General features: G+C 35.7%; 22 protein-coding genes. 11 read left to right on the forward strand and 11 right to left on the reverse strand.

Translation table 11 applies throughout. The features are described 5' to 3' along the window. The first annotated feature begins 299 nt into the window (after positions 1 to 299). A complete protein-coding gene (locus tag FLA105534_RS06170) occupies positions 300 to 1,316 on the forward strand; it encodes a LacI family DNA-binding transcriptional regulator (RefSeq protein ID WP_173965219.1) in 1,017 nt (338 codons plus the stop codon). A gap of 86 nt (positions 1,317 to 1,402) precedes the next feature. Here FLA105534_RS06170 and FLA105534_RS06175 read toward each other — a convergent pair whose 3' ends face one another. Both FLA105534_RS06175 and FLA105534_RS06180 read right to left on the reverse strand, forming a co-directional pair. Continuing rightward, positions 1,403 to 2,572 carry a DUF4861 family protein gene (locus FLA105534_RS06175; protein WP_173965162.1) on the reverse strand — a complete coding sequence of 390 codons (1,170 nt, stop codon included), beginning with the start codon at positions 2,570 to 2,572 and terminating at the stop codon, positions 1,403 to 1,405. 204 nt (positions 2,573 to 2,776) lie between these two features. After that, on the reverse strand, positions 2,777 to 3,151 hold the full coding sequence (locus FLA105534_RS06180; RefSeq protein ID WP_173965163.1) for a YdeI/OmpD-associated family protein: 375 nt from the start codon (positions 3,149 to 3,151) through the stop codon (positions 2,777 to 2,779). Between the two features lie 337 nt (positions 3,152 to 3,488). On the opposite strand from FLA105534_RS06180, the gene FLA105534_RS06185 reads away from it, so the two are divergent. Next, positions 3,489 to 3,860: a SpoIIAA family protein gene (locus tag FLA105534_RS06185; protein ID WP_173965164.1), complete on the forward strand. Its 372-nt coding sequence runs from the start codon at positions 3,489 to 3,491 to the stop codon at positions 3,858 to 3,860. A gap of 160 nt (positions 3,861 to 4,020) precedes the next feature. On the opposite strand, the gene FLA105534_RS06190 is transcribed toward FLA105534_RS06185, so the two are convergent. Together FLA105534_RS06190 and FLA105534_RS06195 are read right to left on the reverse strand one after the other, a co-directional pair. Further along, positions 4,021 to 4,290, reverse strand: a complete 270-nt coding sequence (locus tag FLA105534_RS06190; RefSeq protein ID WP_173965165.1) for a PrgI family protein — start codon at positions 4,288 to 4,290, stop codon at positions 4,021 to 4,023. A gap of 503 nt (positions 4,291 to 4,793) precedes the next feature. Further along, positions 4,794 to 5,711, reverse strand: a complete 918-nt coding sequence (locus FLA105534_RS06195; protein WP_173965166.1) for a DsbA family protein — start codon at positions 5,709 to 5,711, stop codon at positions 4,794 to 4,796. A gap of 166 nt (positions 5,712 to 5,877) precedes the next feature. On the opposite strand from FLA105534_RS06195, the gene FLA105534_RS06200 reads away from it, so the two are divergent. Together FLA105534_RS06200 and FLA105534_RS06205 are read left to right on the forward strand one after the other, a co-directional pair. Then, positions 5,878 to 6,195 (forward strand): winged helix-turn-helix transcriptional regulator, encoded by a 318-nt coding sequence (locus FLA105534_RS06200; RefSeq protein WP_173965167.1) that lies wholly within the window; start codon positions 5,878 to 5,880, stop codon positions 6,193 to 6,195. A 52-nt stretch (positions 6,196 to 6,247) separates the two neighbouring features. After that, a complete protein-coding gene (locus FLA105534_RS06205; RefSeq protein ID WP_246253175.1) occupies positions 6,248 to 6,646 on the forward strand; it encodes a hypothetical protein in 399 nt (132 codons plus the stop codon). Between the two features lie 51 nt (positions 6,647 to 6,697). On the opposite strand, the gene FLA105534_RS06210 is transcribed toward FLA105534_RS06205, so the two are convergent. Continuing rightward, positions 6,698 to 7,126, reverse strand: coding sequence for a DUF6326 family protein (locus FLA105534_RS06210; protein WP_173965168.1), 429 nt, complete (start codon positions 7,124 to 7,126; stop codon positions 6,698 to 6,700). Positions 7,127 to 7,296: 170 nt separating this feature from the next. Between FLA105534_RS06210 and FLA105534_RS06215 the strand changes: the two genes are divergently transcribed. Together FLA105534_RS06215 and FLA105534_RS06220 are read left to right on the forward strand one after the other, a co-directional pair. Beyond that, positions 7,297 to 7,770 carry a TlpA family protein disulfide reductase gene (locus FLA105534_RS06215; RefSeq protein WP_173965169.1) on the forward strand — a complete coding sequence of 158 codons (474 nt, stop codon included), beginning with the start codon at positions 7,297 to 7,299 and terminating at the stop codon, positions 7,768 to 7,770. A gap of 3 nt (positions 7,771 to 7,773) precedes the next feature. Next, positions 7,774 to 8,388, forward strand: coding sequence for a thioredoxin family protein (locus tag FLA105534_RS06220; protein ID WP_173965170.1), 615 nt, complete (start codon positions 7,774 to 7,776; stop codon positions 8,386 to 8,388). A gap of 1,331 nt (positions 8,389 to 9,719) precedes the next feature. On the opposite strand, the gene FLA105534_RS06225 is transcribed toward FLA105534_RS06220, so the two are convergent. Together FLA105534_RS06225 and FLA105534_RS06230 are read right to left on the reverse strand one after the other, a co-directional pair. Beyond that, the gene (locus FLA105534_RS06225) at positions 9,720 to 10,466 is read right to left on the reverse strand and encodes an AAA family ATPase (RefSeq protein ID WP_173965171.1); all 747 of its coding nucleotides are present in this window, start codon (positions 10,464 to 10,466) and stop codon (positions 9,720 to 9,722) included. Between the two features lie 30 nt (positions 10,467 to 10,496). Then, positions 10,497 to 11,228 carry a YggS family pyridoxal phosphate-dependent enzyme gene (locus FLA105534_RS06230; RefSeq protein WP_173965172.1) on the reverse strand — a complete coding sequence of 244 codons (732 nt, stop codon included), beginning with the start codon at positions 11,226 to 11,228 and terminating at the stop codon, positions 10,497 to 10,499. Between the two features lie 183 nt (positions 11,229 to 11,411). Here FLA105534_RS06230 and FLA105534_RS06235 point away from each other — a divergent pair, with 183 nt between their 5' ends. Together FLA105534_RS06235 and FLA105534_RS06240 are read left to right on the forward strand one after the other, a co-directional pair. Continuing rightward, entirely contained in the window at positions 11,412 to 11,645 is a 234-nt protein-coding gene (locus tag FLA105534_RS06235; protein ID WP_173965173.1) for a thioredoxin domain-containing protein, read from the forward strand. A gap of 38 nt (positions 11,646 to 11,683) precedes the next feature. After that, the gene (locus tag FLA105534_RS06240; RefSeq protein WP_173965174.1) at positions 11,684 to 11,947 is read left to right on the forward strand and encodes a DUF2024 family protein; all 264 of its coding nucleotides are present in this window, start codon (positions 11,684 to 11,686) and stop codon (positions 11,945 to 11,947) included. 113 nt (positions 11,948 to 12,060) lie between these two features. Here FLA105534_RS06240 and FLA105534_RS06245 read toward each other — a convergent pair whose 3' ends face one another. From FLA105534_RS06245 to FLA105534_RS06255, 3 genes are read right to left on the reverse strand one after another with little or no spacing between them, the layout of a single operon-like run. Next, complete coding sequence (locus FLA105534_RS06245) at positions 12,061 to 12,354, reverse strand: DUF3861 domain-containing protein (protein WP_173965175.1); 294 nt, start codon at positions 12,352 to 12,354, stop codon at positions 12,061 to 12,063. A gap of 18 nt (positions 12,355 to 12,372) precedes the next feature. Next, positions 12,373 to 13,104, reverse strand: coding sequence for a LytR/AlgR family response regulator transcription factor (locus tag FLA105534_RS06250; RefSeq protein WP_173965176.1), 732 nt, complete (start codon positions 13,102 to 13,104; stop codon positions 12,373 to 12,375). Further along, positions 13,101 to 14,150, reverse strand: a complete 1,050-nt coding sequence (locus tag FLA105534_RS06255) for a sensor histidine kinase (protein ID WP_173965177.1) — start codon at positions 14,148 to 14,150, stop codon at positions 13,101 to 13,103. Before FLA105534_RS06255 ends, FLA105534_RS06250 begins: the two co-directional genes overlap by 4 nt. 267 nt (positions 14,151 to 14,417) lie before the next feature. Between FLA105534_RS06255 and FLA105534_RS06260 the strand changes: the two genes are divergently transcribed. From FLA105534_RS06260 to FLA105534_RS06270, 3 genes are read left to right on the forward strand one after another with little or no spacing between them, the layout of a single operon-like run. Then, positions 14,418 to 15,581, forward strand: coding sequence for an efflux RND transporter periplasmic adaptor subunit (locus FLA105534_RS06260; RefSeq protein ID WP_173965178.1), 1,164 nt, complete (start codon positions 14,418 to 14,420; stop codon positions 15,579 to 15,581). Between the two features lie 6 nt (positions 15,582 to 15,587). Next, positions 15,588 to 18,758, forward strand: a complete 3,171-nt coding sequence (locus tag FLA105534_RS06265; protein ID WP_173965179.1) for an efflux RND transporter permease subunit — start codon at positions 15,588 to 15,590, stop codon at positions 18,756 to 18,758. An 18-nt stretch (positions 18,759 to 18,776) separates the two neighbouring features. Beyond that, entirely contained in the window at positions 18,777 to 20,183 is a 1,407-nt protein-coding gene (locus FLA105534_RS06270) for an efflux transporter outer membrane subunit (RefSeq protein WP_173965180.1), read from the forward strand. Positions 20,184 to 20,284: 101 nt separating this feature from the next. On the opposite strand, the gene FLA105534_RS06275 is transcribed toward FLA105534_RS06270, so the two are convergent. Beyond that, the gene (locus FLA105534_RS06275) at positions 20,285 to 20,518 is read right to left on the reverse strand and encodes a hypothetical protein (RefSeq protein ID WP_173965181.1); all 234 of its coding nucleotides are present in this window, start codon (positions 20,516 to 20,518) and stop codon (positions 20,285 to 20,287) included. Positions 20,519 to 21,304: the final 786 nt, after the last annotated feature.

Below are 21,304 nucleotides of genomic sequence, written 5' to 3' on the forward strand. Positions count from 1 at the left end.
GTTTTGATTCTGATGTCAGTAAAGGTCAAAAGCTTTTTTTTTAACTACCAACCTTACTTTTTAACAGATCAGAGAAATACTCTTAAATCCGTTAAAAATGCAAATCATACTATTATTTTTACTTAATGCTATGATTTTTTAATACACATGTGTATATTTGCGTGTGCGCACACGGTATTTTACAAATGTATATAAAAAGTTAGGTAAAACAACTCGTTTTTGATAAAAAAAATATTAATTTGAAGTGATTAGCAAAATCATTTAACTTAAAAATCAGCAATATCATAACTATAAAAAAAATCGCGGAACTGGCTAACGTTTCCCCAGGAACTGTTGACAGAATCATCCATAATCGGGGGCAGGTTGCTCAGGAAAATGTAGATAAAGTAAATGCTATTATCGAGGAGTATGGCTACAAACGAAATATTTTGGCCAGTAATCTGGCGTTGAATAAAAAATTTCATTTTGCAGTATTTTTACCTCAATATGAAAATCTGGAATACTGGAAAAGTCAGATTGCGGGTATAGAAAAGGCAGCTGTAGAGTTCGGTAAATTTGGCATTGTTCTGGACTATTTCTTATATGATTTTAATACGACTTCGTTCAAAGAGGCTGTTAAGAAAGTATTGGATTTTGAATGTGACGGTTTATTGTTTGCTCCTATTTTCTATGAAGAGTCTATTCAGTTCCTGACAGCATATAAGAAGACAAGTATTCCCGTAGTGATGATTGACTCTAATATTGATTCCGGTACAGCTCATGCTTACATAGGGCAGGATGCTTTTCAGAGTGGTTATCTAGCAGGAAGATTAATTAGTTTTGCTGTAAAAAATGAAAGACAGGTTCTGATTTTTAAGATTACCAGAGAGATCGAAAGTACCTCGGTATATTTGCAGCGCATTGCTGGATTTCATTCGTTTTTTAAGGGGCAGGAGCACCTTAAGAATTTTAAATTTTCAGAAGTGACCCTAAAAGATTCCGGAATCGATCAATTGAATTTGAATATGTTTGAAGGAATCAACAGTGTTTTTGTACCGAATTCGAGAGCGCACATCGTTGCCCAATTTTTAGAAGAAAACAATATAAAAGGCGTTCGGATAATTGGGTATGATTTATTGGAAAAAAATATCGAATACCTGAACAAAGGTGTAATTGACTTTTTGATCAACCAAAGGCCGGAAGAGCAAGGGTACATGGGAATTCATTATTTGTATAAAAAATTGGTCTTACAGGAAGCGGTAGAAGACACGCATTACATTCCGTTAGAAATTATTTTAAAAGAAAATTATGTACCAACAAACCGGAAAGGTTCTTAAGATCGATTCTGTAGATTTTTTAGCAAACCCGACAGGTTTCAAAAACCTGTCGGGTTCGAAAATAGGTTAAACCTTTAGAAAAAAAATCATTTTTTGACCTTCACCAAAAGCGGATTATTTATTTTTTGGGCAAACGTACTCAAATAAGCTTCCCATTCTTTTTCCGTCTGAAAAGGGCTTCCTTTTTTCCATCCGAACCCCGCATAGTAAATCGCTTTATTGTTTTTTATCTCGATATTTCCATAAAGGTTGCTCAAATCTTTTTCATTGGTAACATGATGATCAAAACTTGTCAACGTATTCTTTGGAGTTACAATTCCGGTTCCGATTTCAGAATCGTCAATAGGCTCCCAGTAACTTATCCAACCTTCTTTAGTATTGGTTCCTATCGTTCCTTTTTTATCGTGTAGTGTTAATCCTGCCGCCACGGATTTCGTTCCTGTAATGCTAATTTCAAAGCGAGATAGGTAACTCCCGTAATCCAGGCTAATGAGTTTCGATTCGGTAATTTTGTTGCCTTTCGCATCCCAATTGGCATAAGTCAGTATAAAACTGGTTCTGAGTGGGCCTGTAGTAATGGTTTTCCAGCTGATGAAGTTTTTAGAATAATAGTATTTGCCATCGACTTTAACTGCTATTCCGCCTACACCGCGACTGTCGCCTACATGAAAATTGTCTAAACCTTCGCCGGTATCTTTGTGATACGTTCCGGTTCCGTTAGTTGCTTTTTCGTACCATTTATTGATGATGGGATATTCAACCCTTTTGAGCCAGGCGTCGATTCCGCTGGTTAGCGTTCCACCGGGAATCTTGTCTTCCACCATTTTCTGGGCGACAGGACCATACGTTCTAAAGGCGACTTTGTTATTTTCCCAGGCATAATCATCCGTCCGTTCCGGAACAAATCTTGAGTAACAACTTACCGTTGCTTCTTTTGATGGATTTTCGGATATTAAAATTTCAAAATCTTTGTGGGATGAAGCTTTTATTTTGGGTTGAAACAACAATACATCTATTGTCCCATCACCATCGTTATCAACAGTCTGAGTTGTTAAGAGTGTATTGCTGCCAATCTCTTTAATAACACAATCTTCCAGTTTAACTCCGGTAGGGAAATCGAGAATTTTTTGGGTCAGGTCAATTGTTTCAAATTCACGATCCATAGGTAGAGAGTTGGTAACCGTGATAATCTTATTTTGGGAATGAATGGTGATACTACTTGTTAGAATCGCGGTAAAGAGAATGTATTTTTTCAAGATTTAATTTTTTTAATGTTCTGAGATGTTTTTTGAAATATAAATTTACAAATGAAATCGAACTTAAAAATACAGATTAGGAGTAATAATATACAAATTATTGTTAATCAGTTATTTGTTGGGCATGCTGATTTGAACACATAGAAACATAGATTTCTTTCGTTGGAAAGTTATTAATTATAATTTAATGGATTATTTATCTTTTTAAACGGATTCCCACTTGCCATTTTGTTTGGCGAGATCAATGCAAAGCTGACCGTATTCGGTCATTAACCCTTCATCAATCATTCGTTCTGCCCGGTCTTTATTGGGTTGGCTCCATTTGCTTTTTTTAGGATTTCTTGGCGTAAAAGTTAAGTAGTAACTTTCGGGATCCCGTTTTTTGCATAAACTGTCTATCCATCCAAAACACAAGGCTTCTTCTGTAGCTTCGATAAGATTTACACTTTCGGTTTTACTTTTTTTGTGGTATAAAATCAACCAGACTGATTTTTCGATCTGACTGTTTTCCTGCAGCCAATCACGCCATTCTTTTCGGGTTTTGGCATAAACTGCTATTCTTCCGTCTTTTGTTTCCATAAGTTAAGAATTGAAAATGGAACTAAATTTAATGAATTTAAATCGCAAATCGAGGAAAGTTTTAGGGAATCCGAATGGTGTTTTCTAAACAGTCAGTATCTTCAGCATCTTAGGAGAAATAAATGCAATGGCTGTCAAGGTTTTAGATTGTAAATTGTGGTGCACATTGTAAACCTTTGTACCTTTGTTGTTTAGGAGATTTTGGCATGTGAAAAGTATAGAGAGATGGGAGTATATGCTATTTGAAATGTAAGCTGTAAGTATTTTGGAAAGATCTCTTATTCAGATGTGAGAAAGATAACAAGTCAGGATTAATAACCATTCAAAACAAAATAGTATGATACATCAAATTGATACAACAGACAATATTGTCGCTTTTCGGGCATTGGCAGCGCTAACAACAGGAGATTTTTTAAATGTAGTGATTCCCGCAGTAGAGCATTTAGTAAAGCAAACCAACGAAATCAACTTTTTACTGGTATTGGATACTGATATCGAAAATTTTACATCAGGCGAATGGCTGCAAGAAGCTTTACTGGGATTAAAACATCTTGGAAAGTGGAATAGAGCCGCTATTATTTCAGATTCTGAAGAGATTATTTCTTTTACTAATGGATTTAGTCATATCGTTCCGGGTGAATTTCATGGTTTTAAAAGAGAATCCTTTAATAAAGCACTAAATTGGGTGGAAGGGAATATTAATATATAGTAGAATTTTGTGTCGGTTTTAAGCTAAAAAAAAGTAGCCCGGAATTCATGAAAGATTGTTTGATGAAACAAAGCAATATTCATGAATTCGTGGCTAAACTTTTATATATATTGAAATAAGTTCGATAGTTATCAGGATCGAAACCTGAAACAAACGAAACCTAATGATTGTATTCGATACCACTACTTACGTTACGATCTCTTTTGGCTTTAGTAGTTTTCGAAATTTGTTTGTAACAAGCTGTTGCCAATAAGGGTACAGCAAGGCTTCCAACTACGGCTGCGGTTTTATTTTGTCCCGCTTTTTTTAAAAGAGCACCTGCTAAAAGTGTTCCTACACCTGCGAAAATCAAATTTTTTACAGAAAGCTTAGAGGCTGGTTTTGGGGTAATTCCGTGTAATAGAGGATCTATAAAATTTAATTTTTCCATGATTATACTAATTTATTTAATTAAACTTGTTTGTTATTTATGCAGATAACTTTTACTATCCGTTTCGTTTTTTATTTTAATTGCAATCAAAAAAGACTCCCGCAAATACTTGTTCAAAAAACAAGCGAAAATCCTGCCAGATTATAACCGTGCCCATCATTTAGCAAAATTTTATAATTATAGAAGGACTATAAGGAAATTGTGATATAATGGCTAAAATAATATCTGTCGTATATTTTATATGACAATACCCGATGATTTAAAATTACTGCAATTCTGTTTACTACAATTATATAGTTTTACTTTTTTATTATACAATTTCATTACAGATATTAATTTACAAAAATAACCGTTAAGTTTAATTTCTTAACGGTTAGGGGGTATATTTGGCAAAAATTTTAGAGTTTTAAGGGGGCTATACCCATAAAAGGATTGTGTCAAGTTTTGTCTTAAGTGGTTGTCCCGATCATTATCGCCATTCGGATTATTGGTTTTTAAAGGAGCTATTTTCTACTGTAAAGCACTCCGTTTTTGATAGACTTTTTATTCAATTCTCCATTTTTAAATAAATTTTCTAAAATGTCTTTCGCTTCGTCATAAGAAATATCCAATAGGACTGCATATTCTTTTGGAGCAAGAGTCGGATAAATTTCAAAAAGGGATAATGGATTTTCATTGGCAATTTTTTTCTTTTTGGCTTCGGGGTACAAAGCTAATAGCGCATTTTCATAAGAAGCGTAAGGTTTAGAGCCGTAAACCGTTAGCTGATTGTTAGTTCCGTCAGAGAAAAACAGGGTAGGAAAGCCTCTTACGCCAAGGGTTCTTGCATAATTCAGGTCTTCCTGAAAAAGAAGTTTGGCATCACCTTCATAGTCTGATTTTAGCTTTTTCGTATCGAGTTCGGCAAGACTGGCAGCTTCAGAAATGTTTTCCCATTTAGCGATGTTTTTCTTTTCCAGATATAATTTTTCCCTAAGAATTCGCATGAATTTTACAGCTTTATCTTTGCTCTGAATTTGTGCTGCTTTCATAGCGATACAAGACGGGTAAGAAGAATCGAGCGGATCTTCGATCCATACATTTCCGTCGATCGGCATTTCGTAATGTAAACTTGCGGCATCCCAATGATGTGCTACATCTGACGGTTTACTTATGCCCCCGCTATTGTAGGACCAATCCGGGAGTAAACCGCCCATTCGGTAATCAATATCAATATAAGTACCGTATTCGAGTTTTAATTTTCTCAATTGAGGCTCAATTCCCCAGCAGGAAGAACAGATCGGATCTGTGTAATAAATAATTTTTACAGGTTTATTTTCTGTCGGAATGGCGCTGTTTTCATATGTTTTTTCATTAGCGGGCATTTCGCATGTTCCGGTTTCGGGATCACATAATAGAGGATTTGTTTTGCTTGCACTCATTTTTGAATTTATTTGCGATTGACAGTTCGTACTGAAAATCAGAATTAGTAATAGCGACAGTCTTTTCATAAATAACTGTTTTAAATTTACGCTTCAGTTTTAAATTTTTATAATTTTACTGTAAAGTTCGCTCATCTATAATCACAAGTCAATTAGTCTAAAAAATATGACTACACAAAATAAATCAGAAATAGAGAAGGAATGTCCTGCAGAAGGGCTTCTAAAATTGCTTTCCGGCAAATGGAAACCACAGATTTTTTTGTTGGCTGTTAATGGTCCTTTACGTTTCAATGCACTTTTAAGAGAAATAAAAGGAGCTAATAAACAATCTATTGCGACAGCACTTCGTGAACTGGAAGATTTTGGAATTTTAGATAAAAAGGTAATTCAGTTAAAACCTTTGCATATAGAATATAATTTATCTGAGAAAGGAGCATCTTTAATTCCGGTTTTTAAGCAATTGGAGGTTTTTTCTCAAGGATAGTTCAGGGTATTTTGAAAGTCTACTCAAAGCAAACTACTAAAAGATATAAATTATGAAAAAGCTATTACTAATTTTTTTGTTGTTATTGCAAATCCCTACAATCTCCGGGAACAATCAAAGTCAGGATTCTTCGGCTAAACGAATTGTAGGAACCTGGTTTGCCGACGCAAATAGAAATACAAGATGGGTATTTACCGCAGACGGAAAAGTTTTTAACTACGATAAAAATACCTTCAAAGTAATGTACCGATACACTATTTCAAACAGCTGTCAGAATAATTCTGATGATAGTGTTGAATTTTTGACCTTGATGGATAAGGACGGAGATGAGTATTGTTTTAGAATTAATGGGGTAAACGAGAATAAAAACGGTGTTTTATCAATGACGAATATGAGTAATATGGAGGCACTTCTGTTTGTTAACGATGTAAATTTAACAATAAGAAAGTAGTACACTTCTATAGTTCCCAATTTATTATAAGACTTCTAATTTTTTTTTTGATTAATTTGCCTTTGGCCATTTCCACGCCAGAATTACAATTATGGTCGTAACGATACTTTCAAAAAGGGCCAGAAAAACATAAAAACTTTTCCACGCTGTTAGTGAGCTAGTTGCAATAAGCAGCATGATCAAGGTAAAGAATATTCCAAATAAAATATTGAGAAATCTATTTATTTTTGGTTTTAAAAAGATAGATAATAATATCATTAGAGGAGGCAGAGCGAGTAAAACAGCTGCAGAAAGTAATTTCATTGGACTGTTTAGCAAATTGTCACCACTTGCAAGTCCGGCTGTTTTTCCGGGGATGTACAATTCAAAATAATCTCCATACAAATAACACAAAGTTACTGCTGTCCAGAGAAAGGCAAGTTTTATTCTGATATTGACTTCGAAATCTTTTAAGTTTCTGGTATTCTGATTGGTATCCATAGGTTTTGGTTTTGTGGTATGACGAATTTTTTACTGTTTTGTTACAATTTACAGCTTTGTGAATTTGACCAAAAGAAAATTTTGCCGGAATCATTAAACTTTTATTAACAAAAAGTAAATTGGCATTCGTTTATATTTGTAAGACAAAAATAAAAATAGTACTAACGGATATGAAAATCAACGTCTTAAGAATTCTTGTTTTATTTGTTTTGTCAGTGAGTGGTTATAGTCAAAATGTAAAACTGTTGAATATAGATCAGTTAAACGAAAGAATTAAGAACGGAAAAGACAGTACTTATGTCGTTAATTTCTGGGCCACCTGGTGTGCTCCCTGCATTAAAGAACTGCCTCATTTTGAAAAGCTGAAAGCTGATTATAAATCAGATAAATTAGCTGTTTTATTGGTAAGTGTCGATTTCAAATCAAAATTAAATTCGAACGTAATTCCGTTTGTCAAAAGGAAAAACCTGAAAAATGAAGTTTTTCTGTTAAACGAAAGCAGTCCACAAGAATATATTGATCGTATTGATCCTGGTTGGTCGGGAAGTATTCCGGCAACACTATTTATTAAAGAAGATAAAAGAAAATTTATAGAATCTGAATTTACCTATGACCAATTATTAACTGAATATAAAAAACTGTAAATTATGAATAAGTTTATTATCACTGTCACTTTGTTTTTGTTTAGTCTTATGCTTTCTCAGGCTCAGACCACAACACTTAAAGCCGGGGAGACCGCTCCGGATTTCAAATTGAAAAACGTAGACGGAAAAGAAGTTTCTTTTGCAAGTTTTCCAAAAGCAAAAGGATATATCGTTGTTTTTACCTGTAATACCTGTCCGTATGCAGTGGCTTATGAACAAAGAATAATTGAACTGGATAAAAAGTTCAAAGCACAAGGTTATCCTGTAATTGCGATTAATCCAAATGATCCGGAAGCTTCAAAAGCGGATTCTTATGAGAAAATGCAACACTTAGCGAAAGATAAAAAGTATCCATTTCCTTATTTATTTGATGACGGACAAAAAATTACCGATCAATACGGAGCAAAGCGCACCCCACATCTTTTTATTGTTTCTAAAACCGCTAAAGGAAATGTTGTAGAGTATGTGGGAGCAATCGATAACGATCCCGAAGGAACTAAAACCGAAAAAACAAAATATGCCGAAGATGTGATTACTGCATTAAAAAGTAATCAAAAACCGGCAATTACACAAACCAAAGAAATTGGCTGTACCGTAAAAAGAAAAGTGAAAGCTTAATTTTTAAGGATTCCACACTCATAAAAAAATACCTCATTTTTACTGAGGTATTTTTTTATGGTATTTCTAAAGTGGTAGGTTTTTATTAAAAACGCGATATTATTTTCTGTTTGCTTCCGCCCTTTCAGGGCTATAGATAGCATTAGTTTAGGTCATAGTGCGTTGCACTATGTTGATGCTTTTGGGCTTTCAGCCCATTTTTAGCTGTTTCAAGTGTTTATATTAGAATGAAATAATTTTATAAATAAGAAGTAATAAAATGATGCTTCTATTTTCAATAAAACGCTAGAATTCTAGGGAGTTACGAACTTCGATAACCAGAATAATTTTTAGTAGCCTACGAAATATAGTACGATCTTTAAGAGATAAGTATTCGAAACCGTTCGCTCTGAAAGATGCTTAGCAAAAGCATGTTGCGTAGCATCATGACTAATGGAGATGAATGTCCAAGTCCTGAAAGGGCGTAAGCCAAGACCCCCAAAAGAAAAAAAACACTTGTCTTAATTTTGCAAAGAATTTTCTAAAGTAGAAGTTCTTTATTAAAAACTCAATATTATCCCTGCTTGCCCACTCCCTTTCAGGGCTATAGGTAGCATTGGTTTAGATCATAGTGCGTTGCACTATGTTGGTGCTTTTAGGCTTTCAGCCCATTTTTAGCTGTTTCAAGTGTTTATATTAGAATGAAATAATTTTATAAATAAGAAGTAATAAAATGATACTTCTGTTTTCAATAAAACGCTAGAATTCTATGGAGTTACGAACTTCGATAACCAGAATAATTTTTAGTAGCCTACGAAATATAGTACGATCTTTAAGACATAAGTATTCGAAACCGTTCGCTCTGGCCTTAGCAAAAGCATGTTGCGTAGCATCATGACTAATGATGATGATTGTTTAAGCCCTGAAAGAATGAAAGCCTAGTTGCTCTAAAAAAATAACCAATCCTAAGTATTCGAAACCTATTGCTCTGAAAGAGCCTTAGCAAAAGCATGTTGCGAAAGCATCATGACTAATGGAGATGAATGCCCAAGCCCTGAAAGGGCGTAAGCCAAGACCCCCAAAAGAAAAAAAACACTTATCTTAATTTTGCAAAGAATTTTCTAAAGTAGAAGTTCTATCGTTAAAACCTTAATATTATCCCTGCTTGCCCACTCCCTTTCAGGGCTATAGGTAGCATTGGTTTAGATCATAGTGCGTTGCACTATGTTGGTGCTTTTGGGCTTTAAACCCATTTTTATTCGTTGCGAACACCTATAATAAAATGATGCTTCTATTTGCAATACAATGTTTGAAAACTGAGGAGTTGCTATCGTTAATAAACGGAATGATTTTTAACAGTCCACAATATTCTCTACTGATTCTGTTTTTTGCTGCTCCTGTAGCTCCAGTCCGGCAATGATTTGTTTTTTCATTGTGGTATGAACATAGTCTTTGGCTTCGGCATAGGATATGTTGTATTTAAGTGGAATTTCCTGAAGATGAACTGGAAAATCGGTAAGTAATTTATTATAATAGCGATTCAGTTCTTCTTCATTTGGCATTTCAAATTTCAGTTTGATTTGAAACCTTCTAAGCAAAGCTGTATCGATACTACTGTAATAGTTAGTTGCACAAATAAGTAAACTGTCTGTCGGAAGATAATCAATCAGTTGAATTATAGTATTAACAAGGCGTTTCATTTCGGCAACATCTTTGTCCTGACTGTCGCGGCTTTTACCAATCTGATCAAATTCGTCCAAAAATAAAACGGCTCTTTCACGAATTGCTTTATCAAATATGGCTTTTACATTTTTGGAGGTTTCACCAATTTTCGAATCGATGATAGTACTCAGGTTAACGATTACGATATTCTTATTTAAAGCATTGGCAATGGCTTTTGCAGTAGTGGTTTTGCCACAGCCAGAATGCCCGTGCAATAGTATTTTATGATCTACTTTTAGATTGTACTTTTTTAATTCCTCGATATATTTATGTTCTTTTATGGTCTGAAGGAGTGTAGCTTTATTCTCCGGGCTGAAAAGTAAATCATCCAGTGCTATTTTTTCAGTATCGTTTACAACAAGTTCGTACAGATTCATTTGAGATTTTATTTGATGCAAAATTAGACTTTATTCTGCAATATTTTCGTTCCAGATTTCTTTTCCTAAAAAGCGATTCCCGAAAATTGCAGTTCCAACCCTTATTATATTTGACCCTTCAGCAATAGCCAGTTCCAAATCCTGCGACATTCCCATTGAAAGTTGTAAATTAGGGATCCCTTCAAGTTCAGCGGCATAAATTTCATCCCTGATTTTTCGCAGTAAACGCAAAGACGGACGCATTTTTTCTTTTTCTACATCTAATAATCCAATGGTCATTAGACCTTTTATTTTTAGGGTTTCGTAACGTTTTATTTTTTGAATAAATGAAATCACTTCTGTTGGAGGTAAACCAAATTTACTTTCTTCAAAAGAAGTGTTTACCTGAATAAAAACATCAAGCGTTCGCCCTTCCTTTTGTAATTGTTTGTCTAGTTCATTGGCTAAACTTAATCGGTCAAGAGACTGAATGCAAGTTACGTACTTAAGAACATCTTTTACTTTATTGGTTTGAAGATGACCAATAAAATGACGCTCTATTTTTAAATCCTTCAATACCGGATTCTTATCGCGTAATTCCTGCATCTTATTTTCACCAATAAGTGTTTCTCCCGCTTTGATCGCAATTTGAATGTTATTTGCTGTAACAGTTTTAGTAGCTAGTAATAGTCTGACATCTGACACATTTCTGCCAGAACTTTTACAGGCATTTTCAATACGCTGATGTACCTGTTTCAAATTAAATATCACATCTTCTTTCATGAGGACAAAAGTAGAGGTACGGAAATCTATTTAAAAGATCCAGTTTTTAGTATAAGTAATAGTCCAGATTGGATGTAAACTGGACCAGATTAGGACTATAAATGAAAAAACTGGATTATTTAGCTGATCCTGAAGCGCAGTAATTTTGTACGGACAATAAAGTCAAATTTAAAACAAATTAAAATGAGTAAATCAATTTTTTATCATGCCGGCTGTCCGGTTTGTATTAGTGCAGAACAAGATATTTTAAGTTTAATTAATCCTACTGAGGTTGAAGTTGTTAATCTGGGTATCGATAAATCCAGAATTGCAGAAGCTCAAAAAGCAGGATTGCAATCGGTTCCGGCTTTGGTCACACCAAACGGGAATGTGCTTCATATTAATTTTGGTGCTTCTATTGCGGATGTGATTGGATAGATCCACTGTGAGATGTGATTTGTAAAACGTAAATAAGTATGAAGATAGCAGTGTGGGATACCTATGTAACCCGAAAAGACGGAACAGTAATGCATTTTGATATTCTGGTTGACGAACGTACCGTTGATGAAAGTCAGATTTTTGAATATGGCAAAATGTATCTTAAAACAGTTGCACAGGACGGTCAGCCGCTGACCTCGAAAGAATGTAAATTTTGTCATATTGACAAAGCTCCTGAGGCTGTGGAAAGTCAGATTCTTAAACAGGGATTTTCGATTATCGAAATGGAGAACTGTAATTAATTGATTCTTTAGTTTTGTATAAAAAAGGCCGAAACAATAAAGTTTCAGCCTTTTTTATAGATATAGTATCTATGTTTCTATGTGTTAAAATAAATTACTCGTGATACTTTAAGTTACAAACTTTTTAGCTTTTTCATAAAAACAGGAAATACTTCATTCAGTTCATCAAAGAGAGGGTTGTTGCGATGCTTCAGTTTGATTTCGCTAAATAGTTTCAGACCAAGTGCAAATTGTGTGGCTTCGTATGGATTTTCAAACAAGTTTTTTTCTTTTATTTTTTCGATGATACCAAATATTTCATCGTGGTTATCAAATTCTATCCCCAGTTCTCTTGCAGGTTCAGTTTCACCGTTTGCATATTCCTTTAAGCTTAGAGTCAGATAATATTTGTTGGATCTTTTTTGCATGATATTATTTTTTTTAATTTATTTCAACCATTTGTCTACTATGGTTTTAAAGGCTTCTTTGTATTGCTCACCAACTGTTATTTCGGTTTTATTGATAAATATTGAATTCTTGCTTATGGCATTTATTTTATCGAGTGCAACAATAAAAGACCGATTGATTCGCATAAATTTTAAGGAAGGTAATTTTTCTTCCAACGCTTTTAAGGAGATCAAAGACATTAATCCTTTTTGAGAATCTTCGAGATGTACTTTTACGTAATCTTTCAGACTTTCGATATACAATATGTCTTTTAATGAAATTCGAACCCACTGGTACTCAACTTTCAGAAAAATAAATTCATCATCGGCTGTAATCGTTTGAAATTGACCGGATGCTTCTTCTGACAGTTGTAAAACTTTGTTGGCAGCCCTTAAAAATTCTTCATAACTAAAGGGTTTCAAAAGATAATCAACAGCATTTACACGATAACCTTCAATAGCATAATGGTTGTAAGCTGTCGTGAAAATAATTTTGGGTAAGGAGCCAGGTTGTTCCTGTAAAAGGCGGGCGAGTTCCATACCGGTTAAATTCGGCATATTGATATCCAGAAAAACAATGTCCGGCTGTTGTTCCCGTATCAAACTCATGGCTTCTACGGCATTATCACAGCTACAAGCCAGTTGTAAAAAAGGAGTCTGTTCTATAAAGGTTTCCACCAGTTTTAAAGCTAGCGGTTCGTCATCTACTGCGATACATTTTAATACAATCATTGTTCTAAAGTTATTTGCAGGTTTACTTTATACTTTCCGTTTTGGTCAATACCGGCGGTCAAAGTATGTTTGTTGGGATAGATCAGGTGCAATCTACGTTTGGTATTGGTTAACCCGATTCCTCCCTGTTCTGTAGAAGCTGTTTTTTCAAAAAAGGTATTTTCGACTTCAAATTCAAGATGGGTTTTATTTTGCTTCAGTATAAAATGAATTTCACTTTTGTCTGTCGCATGTACACCGTGTTTAAAGGCATTTTCAACCAAAGGTAATAACAGCATCGGAACAATCGGATAGTCATGAATTTTTTCCGGAATATCTCCTGTGATAGTCAGTTTACTATTGGCACGGAGTTTCATCAAAGCAATAAAATCCTTCATAAAATCAACTTCTTTTAATAAGGTCGTTCGTTCGCCTTCGGTACTGTAAAGAAGGTATCTCATCATTCGGCTTAAAGTATGGAGGGCACTACGAGAATCCTCGATATTGGTATAGGTAAGTGAGTAAATACTGTTAAGCGAATTGAAGAAAAAGTGCGGATTAATTTGCGCTTTCAGCATTGCCAGTTCGGCCATTGTTTTATCCTGTTCCAATTTTTGCTTGTGCTGTGCAGCTCTTTGCCAATGTAGCAGCATAGCGTAACTGGTGCTGATTGCTAAAACTAATAAGGTGAGACTAAAAATATAGTTATCGAAATAAGTGTTTCTGTATCTTTTAAATCGTATAAGCGCTGCGAGTTTATTATGTAAATCGGTATTCAGGTTATAAAAATAGGACAGTAGCTGCATAGCAAAAATGATGCAGAGAACCCACAATAAGAATGGGCCTATCTTGTCCTTAATGATTGTTTTAGGAACAATTACCTTGGCATTGTAGTAGAAAATCGCAAGAATAAAGACCAGGACAATAGATTGCCAAAACCAGAATATTTGAGGAAGTGCAATATTCCAGGTAAGTGGTATGTAAAACAGTTGCATATATCCTAATAATACCCAGGCCAGGATGTGTAATCCGGTAGACATAAAGGGTTTAAAAAAGTGGGTTGCCATTGTAAGTTGTGATTTTAAGGGCAATATTACATTTTATTTGAACAGTTGATAAAACCAATCGCCCAAAACAGATTCACAATCCGTAAAAACCATTTTAGAGCCGACGAGACTATTACAAAAATACTTATTTATAAGGGAACATCTTCCATCGGTTCTCATCTAATCTTTATCGATTGCAGCAGGCTTTTCGTCTATTGTAAAATTTTTGCATGTACTATTTCAGTTCTTTTGTTCCTTAATAAATAGATAATCATACATTCCATAAAAATGAACAAGCAATCTTTTTTAAGTATTCTAGCAGCATCTATTATCATCACTTCGTGTGGAAACAAAAATGATAAAGCGGCTCAGGCCGGAGGTGCACCACAAGTTAAAGAGTATAAAACGCTGACTTTAGAACCTAAATCGGCGACTTTATATACAGATTATCCTGCCAGTATTCAGGGACAGCAAAATATAGAAATTCGCCCTCGGGTTGAAGGGTACATTGATAAGATTTTTGTTGATGAAGGTGCGGTGGTTCGAGCCGGACAAGCTTTGTTTAAAATAAGTGCTCCGGAATATGAGCAGGAAGTTCGTACAGCAGCCGCAAGTATAAAAAGCGCTCAGGCAAACTTAAGTGCAGCAAAACTGGCTGTAAATAAAGTAAAACCATTGGTTGAAAAAGGAATCATTAGTAAGTACGATTTGGAATCGGCACAATATACTTATGAATCGGCTCTGGCAACACTGGCGCAGGCCAATGCCAGTCTGGTAAATGCGAAAACGAATTTGGGATATACTACTGTAACCAGTCCTGTTGACGGAGTTGTGGGATCTATTCCGTTTCGTCTGGGAAGCTTAGTAAGCTCAAACACGACTGACCCTATGACAACAGTTTCAAGTATCGGAAACGTGTATGCTTATTTTGCGGTTAATGAAAAAAAACTTTTAAATTTTACTCAAAACACAGATCCGGGAATTTCACTGGCAGCCAAAATTAAAAAAATGCCTCCGGTTTCATTGCTTCTTTCCGATGGTACGGCTTACAGCGAAAAAGGACGTATCGAAACGGTAAACGGATTAATCAATACAGAAACAGGTTCGGTTACGTTCAGAGCACGTTTCTCCAATCCGAAAAGCATCATAAGAAGCGGGAACAGTACTACAGTCAGAATTCCGAATGAAGTTAACGAAGCGATAATCATTCCTCAAAGCGCCACTTTTGAACTTCAGGATAAATTGTTTGCTGTGGTAGTTGGAAAAGATGGTAAAACGAAAAATACAAATATTACAGTTTTAGAAAATACGGCAGGAAATTATTATGTCGTAAAAAGTGGTTTGCAGACCGGAGATCAGATTGTTCTGGAAGGAGTGGCAGCACTTAAAGACGGAACGGAGATTAAAGCTCTGAACCAAAATGCAGAAACTGTTTACGCGGACTTAAAATAACAACAAATGTTTAAAATATTCATACAACGACCAGTACTTTCTACGGTAATATCGGTTATTATCGTAATCCTGGGTATACTGGGGCTGGCAGCACTTCCTATTGCGCAGTATCCGGACATTGCACCACCGACCGTAAATGTAGCGGCAAGTTATACCGGAGCCAATGCAGATGTGGTACTAAAAAGTATCGTAATTCCGCTTGAAGAGCAAATTAACGGTGTAGAAAACATGACCTACATGACTTCTACGGCGACTAATGATGGTAATGCTTCTATAAAAATTTTCTTTAAAGTAGGTACAGACCCTGATTTAGCTGCCGTAAACGTACAAAACAGGGTTTCCAGAGCTACTAGTTTATTGCCTGTTGAGGTAACTCAGGCCGGGGTAACTGTAACCAAAAGCCAAAGTAGTAACTTATTAATTTTCTCCTTATATAGTGATGATAAAGCTTACGATCAAACGTTTCTTCAAAATTACGCTAAGATCAACCTGGTACCACAAATTCAACGTGTAGTAGGGGTAGGAGATGTTACGGTTTTCGGTTCAAGGGATTATTCGATGCGTATCTGGCTAAAACCGGATGTGATGCAGCAGTACAAATTGATTCCAAGTGATGTTTCGGCAGCTTTAGCAGAACAAAATATTGAGGCTGCACCGGGTAAATTTGGGGAAAACGGAAATCAGGCTTTTCAATATGTAATCAAATACAAAGGTCGTTTAACAAGCGCAAAAGAATTTGAAGATATCGTAATCAAATCAGCCGGAAACGGACAATTGCTGCGATTAAAAGATGTGGCAAAAGTAGAATTGGGTTCTTTAAGTTATTCTTCTACAAGTACAACAAACGGACGTCCGTCTGTTGGTATTGCAATTAGTCAGACGCCGGGTTCGAATGCACGTGACGTAATTAACAATTCTAAAAAGCTTATTGACGAAGCCGTAAAGACCTTCCCTAAAGGAGTAAAATATACCGTACTGATCAATGTTAATGAGAATTTGGATGCCTCAATTGAGAAAGTAATCCATACTTTGATAGAAGCTTTTATTCTGGTTTTCATAGTTGTATTTATTTTTCTTCAGGATTTTCGATCGACTTTAATTCCGGCGATTGCCGTTCCGGTTGCGATTGTGGGTACATTTTTCTTCCTGAATTTATTCGGATTTACGATTAACCTGCTGACGCTATTTGCGATGGTTCTGGCGATTGGTATTGTGGTCGATGATGCGATTGTAGTCGTCGAGGCGGTGCATGCCAAACTCGATAATGGTTATAAATCGGCTAAGAAAGCTACGATTCACGCCATGAACGAGATTTCGGGAGCCATTATTTCGATCACGTTGGTAATGGCGGCGGTATTTATTCCCGTAACTTTTATTACAGGTTCTACAGGAGTTTTCTACAAGCAGTTTGGTATTACACTGGCGGTTGCAATTATTCTTTCGGCAGTCAATGCCCTTACTTTGAGTCCGGCTTTATGTGCTTTGCTTTTAAAACCACATGCTGACGATCATAAACATCAGAGCTTCATTCAGAGATTTTATACTTCATTTAACGTTGCATTTGACAATGTAACCGAAAAGTACAAACGTTCTGTTCAGTTCCTTTCTGTTAAAAAATGGATCGTACTGGCTTCTATACTTATTGCTGCGGGAGCCTTGTTTTATATGATGAAAACAACCCCGTCAGCGTTCGTTCCGGCAGAAGATCAGGGAGTAGTTTTTGCAAACATTAGTTTACCGCCTTCAGCCTCTATGGAACGTTCAGATGTAGTGGCGAAAAAAGTAGACAGTATAGCGCACACCATTCCGGGAGTAGAAAATACCCTTCGTATCGTTGGTCAGAACTTTACAGCGGGTGCAGGTAGTGCTTATAGTATGGTAATTGTGAGGCTGAAAAGCTGGGAAGACCGTGAACTGAGTGTCGATGATGTAATTGGACAGTTGTTTGCTAAAACAAGCGGAATTCGCGAAGCTAATATCTTCTTTATTTCACCGCCAACTATTCAGGGATTTGGACAAAGTGGGGGATTTGAATTCCAGTTACAAGACAAAGGAGGCCACAGTACGGCTGAATTCTATAAAGTAAACAATGAATTTCTGGCCAAGCTTTCGGCACGTCCGGAGATACAATATGCGACGACTCCTTTTAATCCGGGATTCCCTCAATATATGATGGATATTAATTTGGCGAAAGCCAAAGATGCAGGAGTTTCGGTCAATACCATTTTGTCAACCATGCAGGGATATTATGGAGGATTGTACGCATCTAATTTCAATAAATTCGGTAAACAGTATCGTGTAATGATTCAGGCTTCTCCGGAGTTTAGAACCAATACCGAGGGGCTGAATAAAATATTTGTACGCAACAGTGCCGGAACCATGGCACCTATTACCGAGTTCGTAAAAATGACCAGGGTATTCGGGCCGGAATCGATTTCAAGATTTAATTTGTTTACGTCGATCTCGATTACAGGAGCACCAAAACCGGGTTATAGTTCCGGTGATGCTATTAAAGCGATTCAGGAAGTAGCAGCAGAGAGTTTGCCTGCGGGTTATGGTTATGAATTTTCTGGTTTAACACGTGAAGAATTAGCGTCAGGAAGTGAGACCATCTTTATTTTTATATTGTGTTTGGTGTTTGTTTACTTCCTGTTGAGTGCACAATATGAGAGTTATATCTTGCCTTTTGCCGTATTGTTTTCGATTCCGTTTGGACTGGCAGGAGCCTATTTGTTCTCGATTATTTTCAAATTGAACAGTAACATTTATTTACAGATTTCGCTGATCATGTTAATTGGACTTTTAGCTAAGAACGGTATTCTGATCGTCGAATTTGCCCTCGAGAGACGCCGAAAAGGATTGCCCATTGTTCAGTCAGCCATTGAAGGAGCGGTAGCACGTTTACGTCCGATTTTGATGACCTCTTTTGCCTTTATTTTAGGACTTGTTCCTTTAATGTTTGCTTCGGGAGCCGGTGCAGTTGGAAACAAATCCATTGGAACAGGAGCCGTAGGAGGGATGTTAATCGGAACCATTTTAGGAGTATTTGTTATTCCGGTATTGTTCATCATTTTCCAAAGTTTGCAGGAGCGTGTGAGTGGTCCGCCAAAAGAAAATTATGATGATGAAGGTGACGATGACGAGGAAGTACAATTGGTAGAAGCTCATAAAGAGTAATAATTTAATTCAAAAAAAATGACTCATAGTTCAAATAAATATATTCTTGTAATGTTAGCGGCCGCACTGTTGAGTGCCTGCTCGATTACTAAGAAATACGAACGTCCGTCGACTATTTCGACAGATAAGTTATATAGGGATCAGGCTGCTGCCGACTCGACCACTATGGCGAGTATGCCCTGGCAAACCGTTTTTAAAGATGAAAAACTGAATGCTTTAATTCAGAAGGGATTGGATCAGAACCTGAATTTAAAGAATGCGATTGAAAATATAGTACAGTCCAGAGCCTCTTTGCAACAGGCAAAACTGGCCTATTACCCAACGCTGAATATTGATGCCAATGTAACGCATAACAAACAATCAAAGGCCGGACTAAACTTCCCGCCGGGAATTAACATCAATACTTTAACAACAACTTCTAAATTAGGTTTGAGTACCTCTTGGGAAGCAGATATTTGGGGGAAATTAAGCAGTTCAAAAAGAGCGGCTTTGGCAACCTATCTTTCTACTGATGCAGCAAAACAGGCCATTCAGACACAATTGATTGCCGATATTGCTAACAACTATTTTTTATTGCTGGCCTATGACAAGCAATTAGAAATCACCAAGGCTACCTTAGAAAGTCGTATTAAAAATGTGGAAACGATTAAAGCTTTAAAAGAAGGTGCAATAGTAACCGGAGCAGCAGTAGTGCAAAGTGAAGCCAATCAACATGCAGCCGAAGTATTGATCCCGGACTTAAAAAGAAGTATTCGCGAAACCGAGAATGCGCTTAATATTTTGTTAGGACAGGCTCCGGGAGCAATCGAAAGAGGTACATTAGGAACTCAAACGATTCCAGAAAATCTGGCTGTAGGTTTACCGGCACAATTGCTAGAGAACCGTCCAGATGTTCGTCAGGCTGAGTTTGATTTCAGAACAGCGTTCGAGACAACTAATATGGCTAAAACTTATTTTTATCCAAGCTTGACTCTTACCGCAAGTGGGGGTTTCTCGAACCTGCAACTAACGGATTTCTTTACTAATTCTGTTTTTTACTCTTTGATAGGTGGGTTGACACAGCCTATTTTCAATCAGGGACTGAATAAAGCGAGGCTTACAACAGCACAATCCAAACAAGTACAGGCACTGAATAATTTCCAGCAAAGTCTTTTAAAAGCAGGACAGGAAGTATCGAATGCTTTGTATGCTTATGAAATGGCTGTCGAAAAAGAAGATTCAAGAGAAAAACAAATTAAGGCCCTGGAAAAAGCAGTTGATTTTACACAGCAGCTTTTAGAATATAGCTCGGCTACGAATTATACGGATGTATTAACTTCAGAGCAAAACCTATTGGCCGCGCAATTAAGCGGAATCACTGATAACCTGCAAAAATTGCAAGCTGTTGTTGATTTGTATCGTGCTTTAGGTGGAGGATGGAAATAGTCTTCGCGGCTTCTATTATTTTAAATTTTAAAACGAAAAGCGCCTCAGTTGATGAGGCGCTTTTTTTATGGGCATATATTTGATGTAGTGCTTCCTTTTATCTAATATAGTTTTCCTTCATTGTTTCTTTTATAGAATTTTCTAAAAGTAGGACCAGTTGAAACAGCTGTTGTATCAACTTTTATATTTAATCCATTTACCTTCTTTTTTAGGATGATAGGATCATCATAGATTTCAGGTTTTCCACGAAGTAATAACGTTACAGTATTTTTAGAAAAATTAACATCTTTTATATTTGTCGATTTTACAATTATCAACCTTTTCCTTTTGATCATAAAGGAGTACAAAATAGGCTGTTGTAGAACCAATAAGGGAGTAATAAAACCATACAACTCTTTGATTGTTCACCTTTATCTGTAATTATAATTAACTGATAATCGTTTTTTATTATTTCTGCTTCACTACTTTTTTCTCCCGCATATCGCCATTGATATTCTAGCCATATAGATTTTACAATTATTGATAGACTATCATTAATTTTATAAGGATTCAGATTTGTTTTATATTCACTAATAAATACCTTTCTTGTTTAGAATCTTCAATATTTAAACTAGTTCCTAAACCTCCATTTTCAACAAAAAAATTACATGAAAACATTAAAAAAGATATTAAAGTACAAAAGAAAACAGCTGCTAACTTATATACTTTAGCCAAAAAAAATGAGCGATTTATATCTATCAAAATATTATTTTTTAAATAGATTTATTCTTACCGAAATACTACTATATTATTACTAAAATTTACCTTTTTATTTTCCACTCCCTAAGTGCACCTTCAATAAAAGCTTTAATTTCTTTCTTATCACCATCAACACTAACTTTAAAGGTTTTTCCGTTAATTTTAGTTATAAGAATGTAGGGAGTATAACTTGCTCCAGCATTTAATACAGCATCTATTTTCTCTATTTCGTTATAATAGGCATAATTTATTTCATTTTTTTTTGAATTCCTCTCATCTATCCAATACGTTGAAATTGTTCGGTTTTTAAAAAAATTACCCGGATTATTTTTTTTTTACAAAGTTAAAAATTTAAAGATTTGATGCAATTGTGGTAGAGGATT

The organism is Flavobacterium collinsii, assembly GCF_902804485.1.
In the GTDB taxonomy this organism is placed as follows: Bacteria; Bacteroidota; Bacteroidia; order Flavobacteriales; family Flavobacteriaceae; genus Flavobacterium; species Flavobacterium collinsii.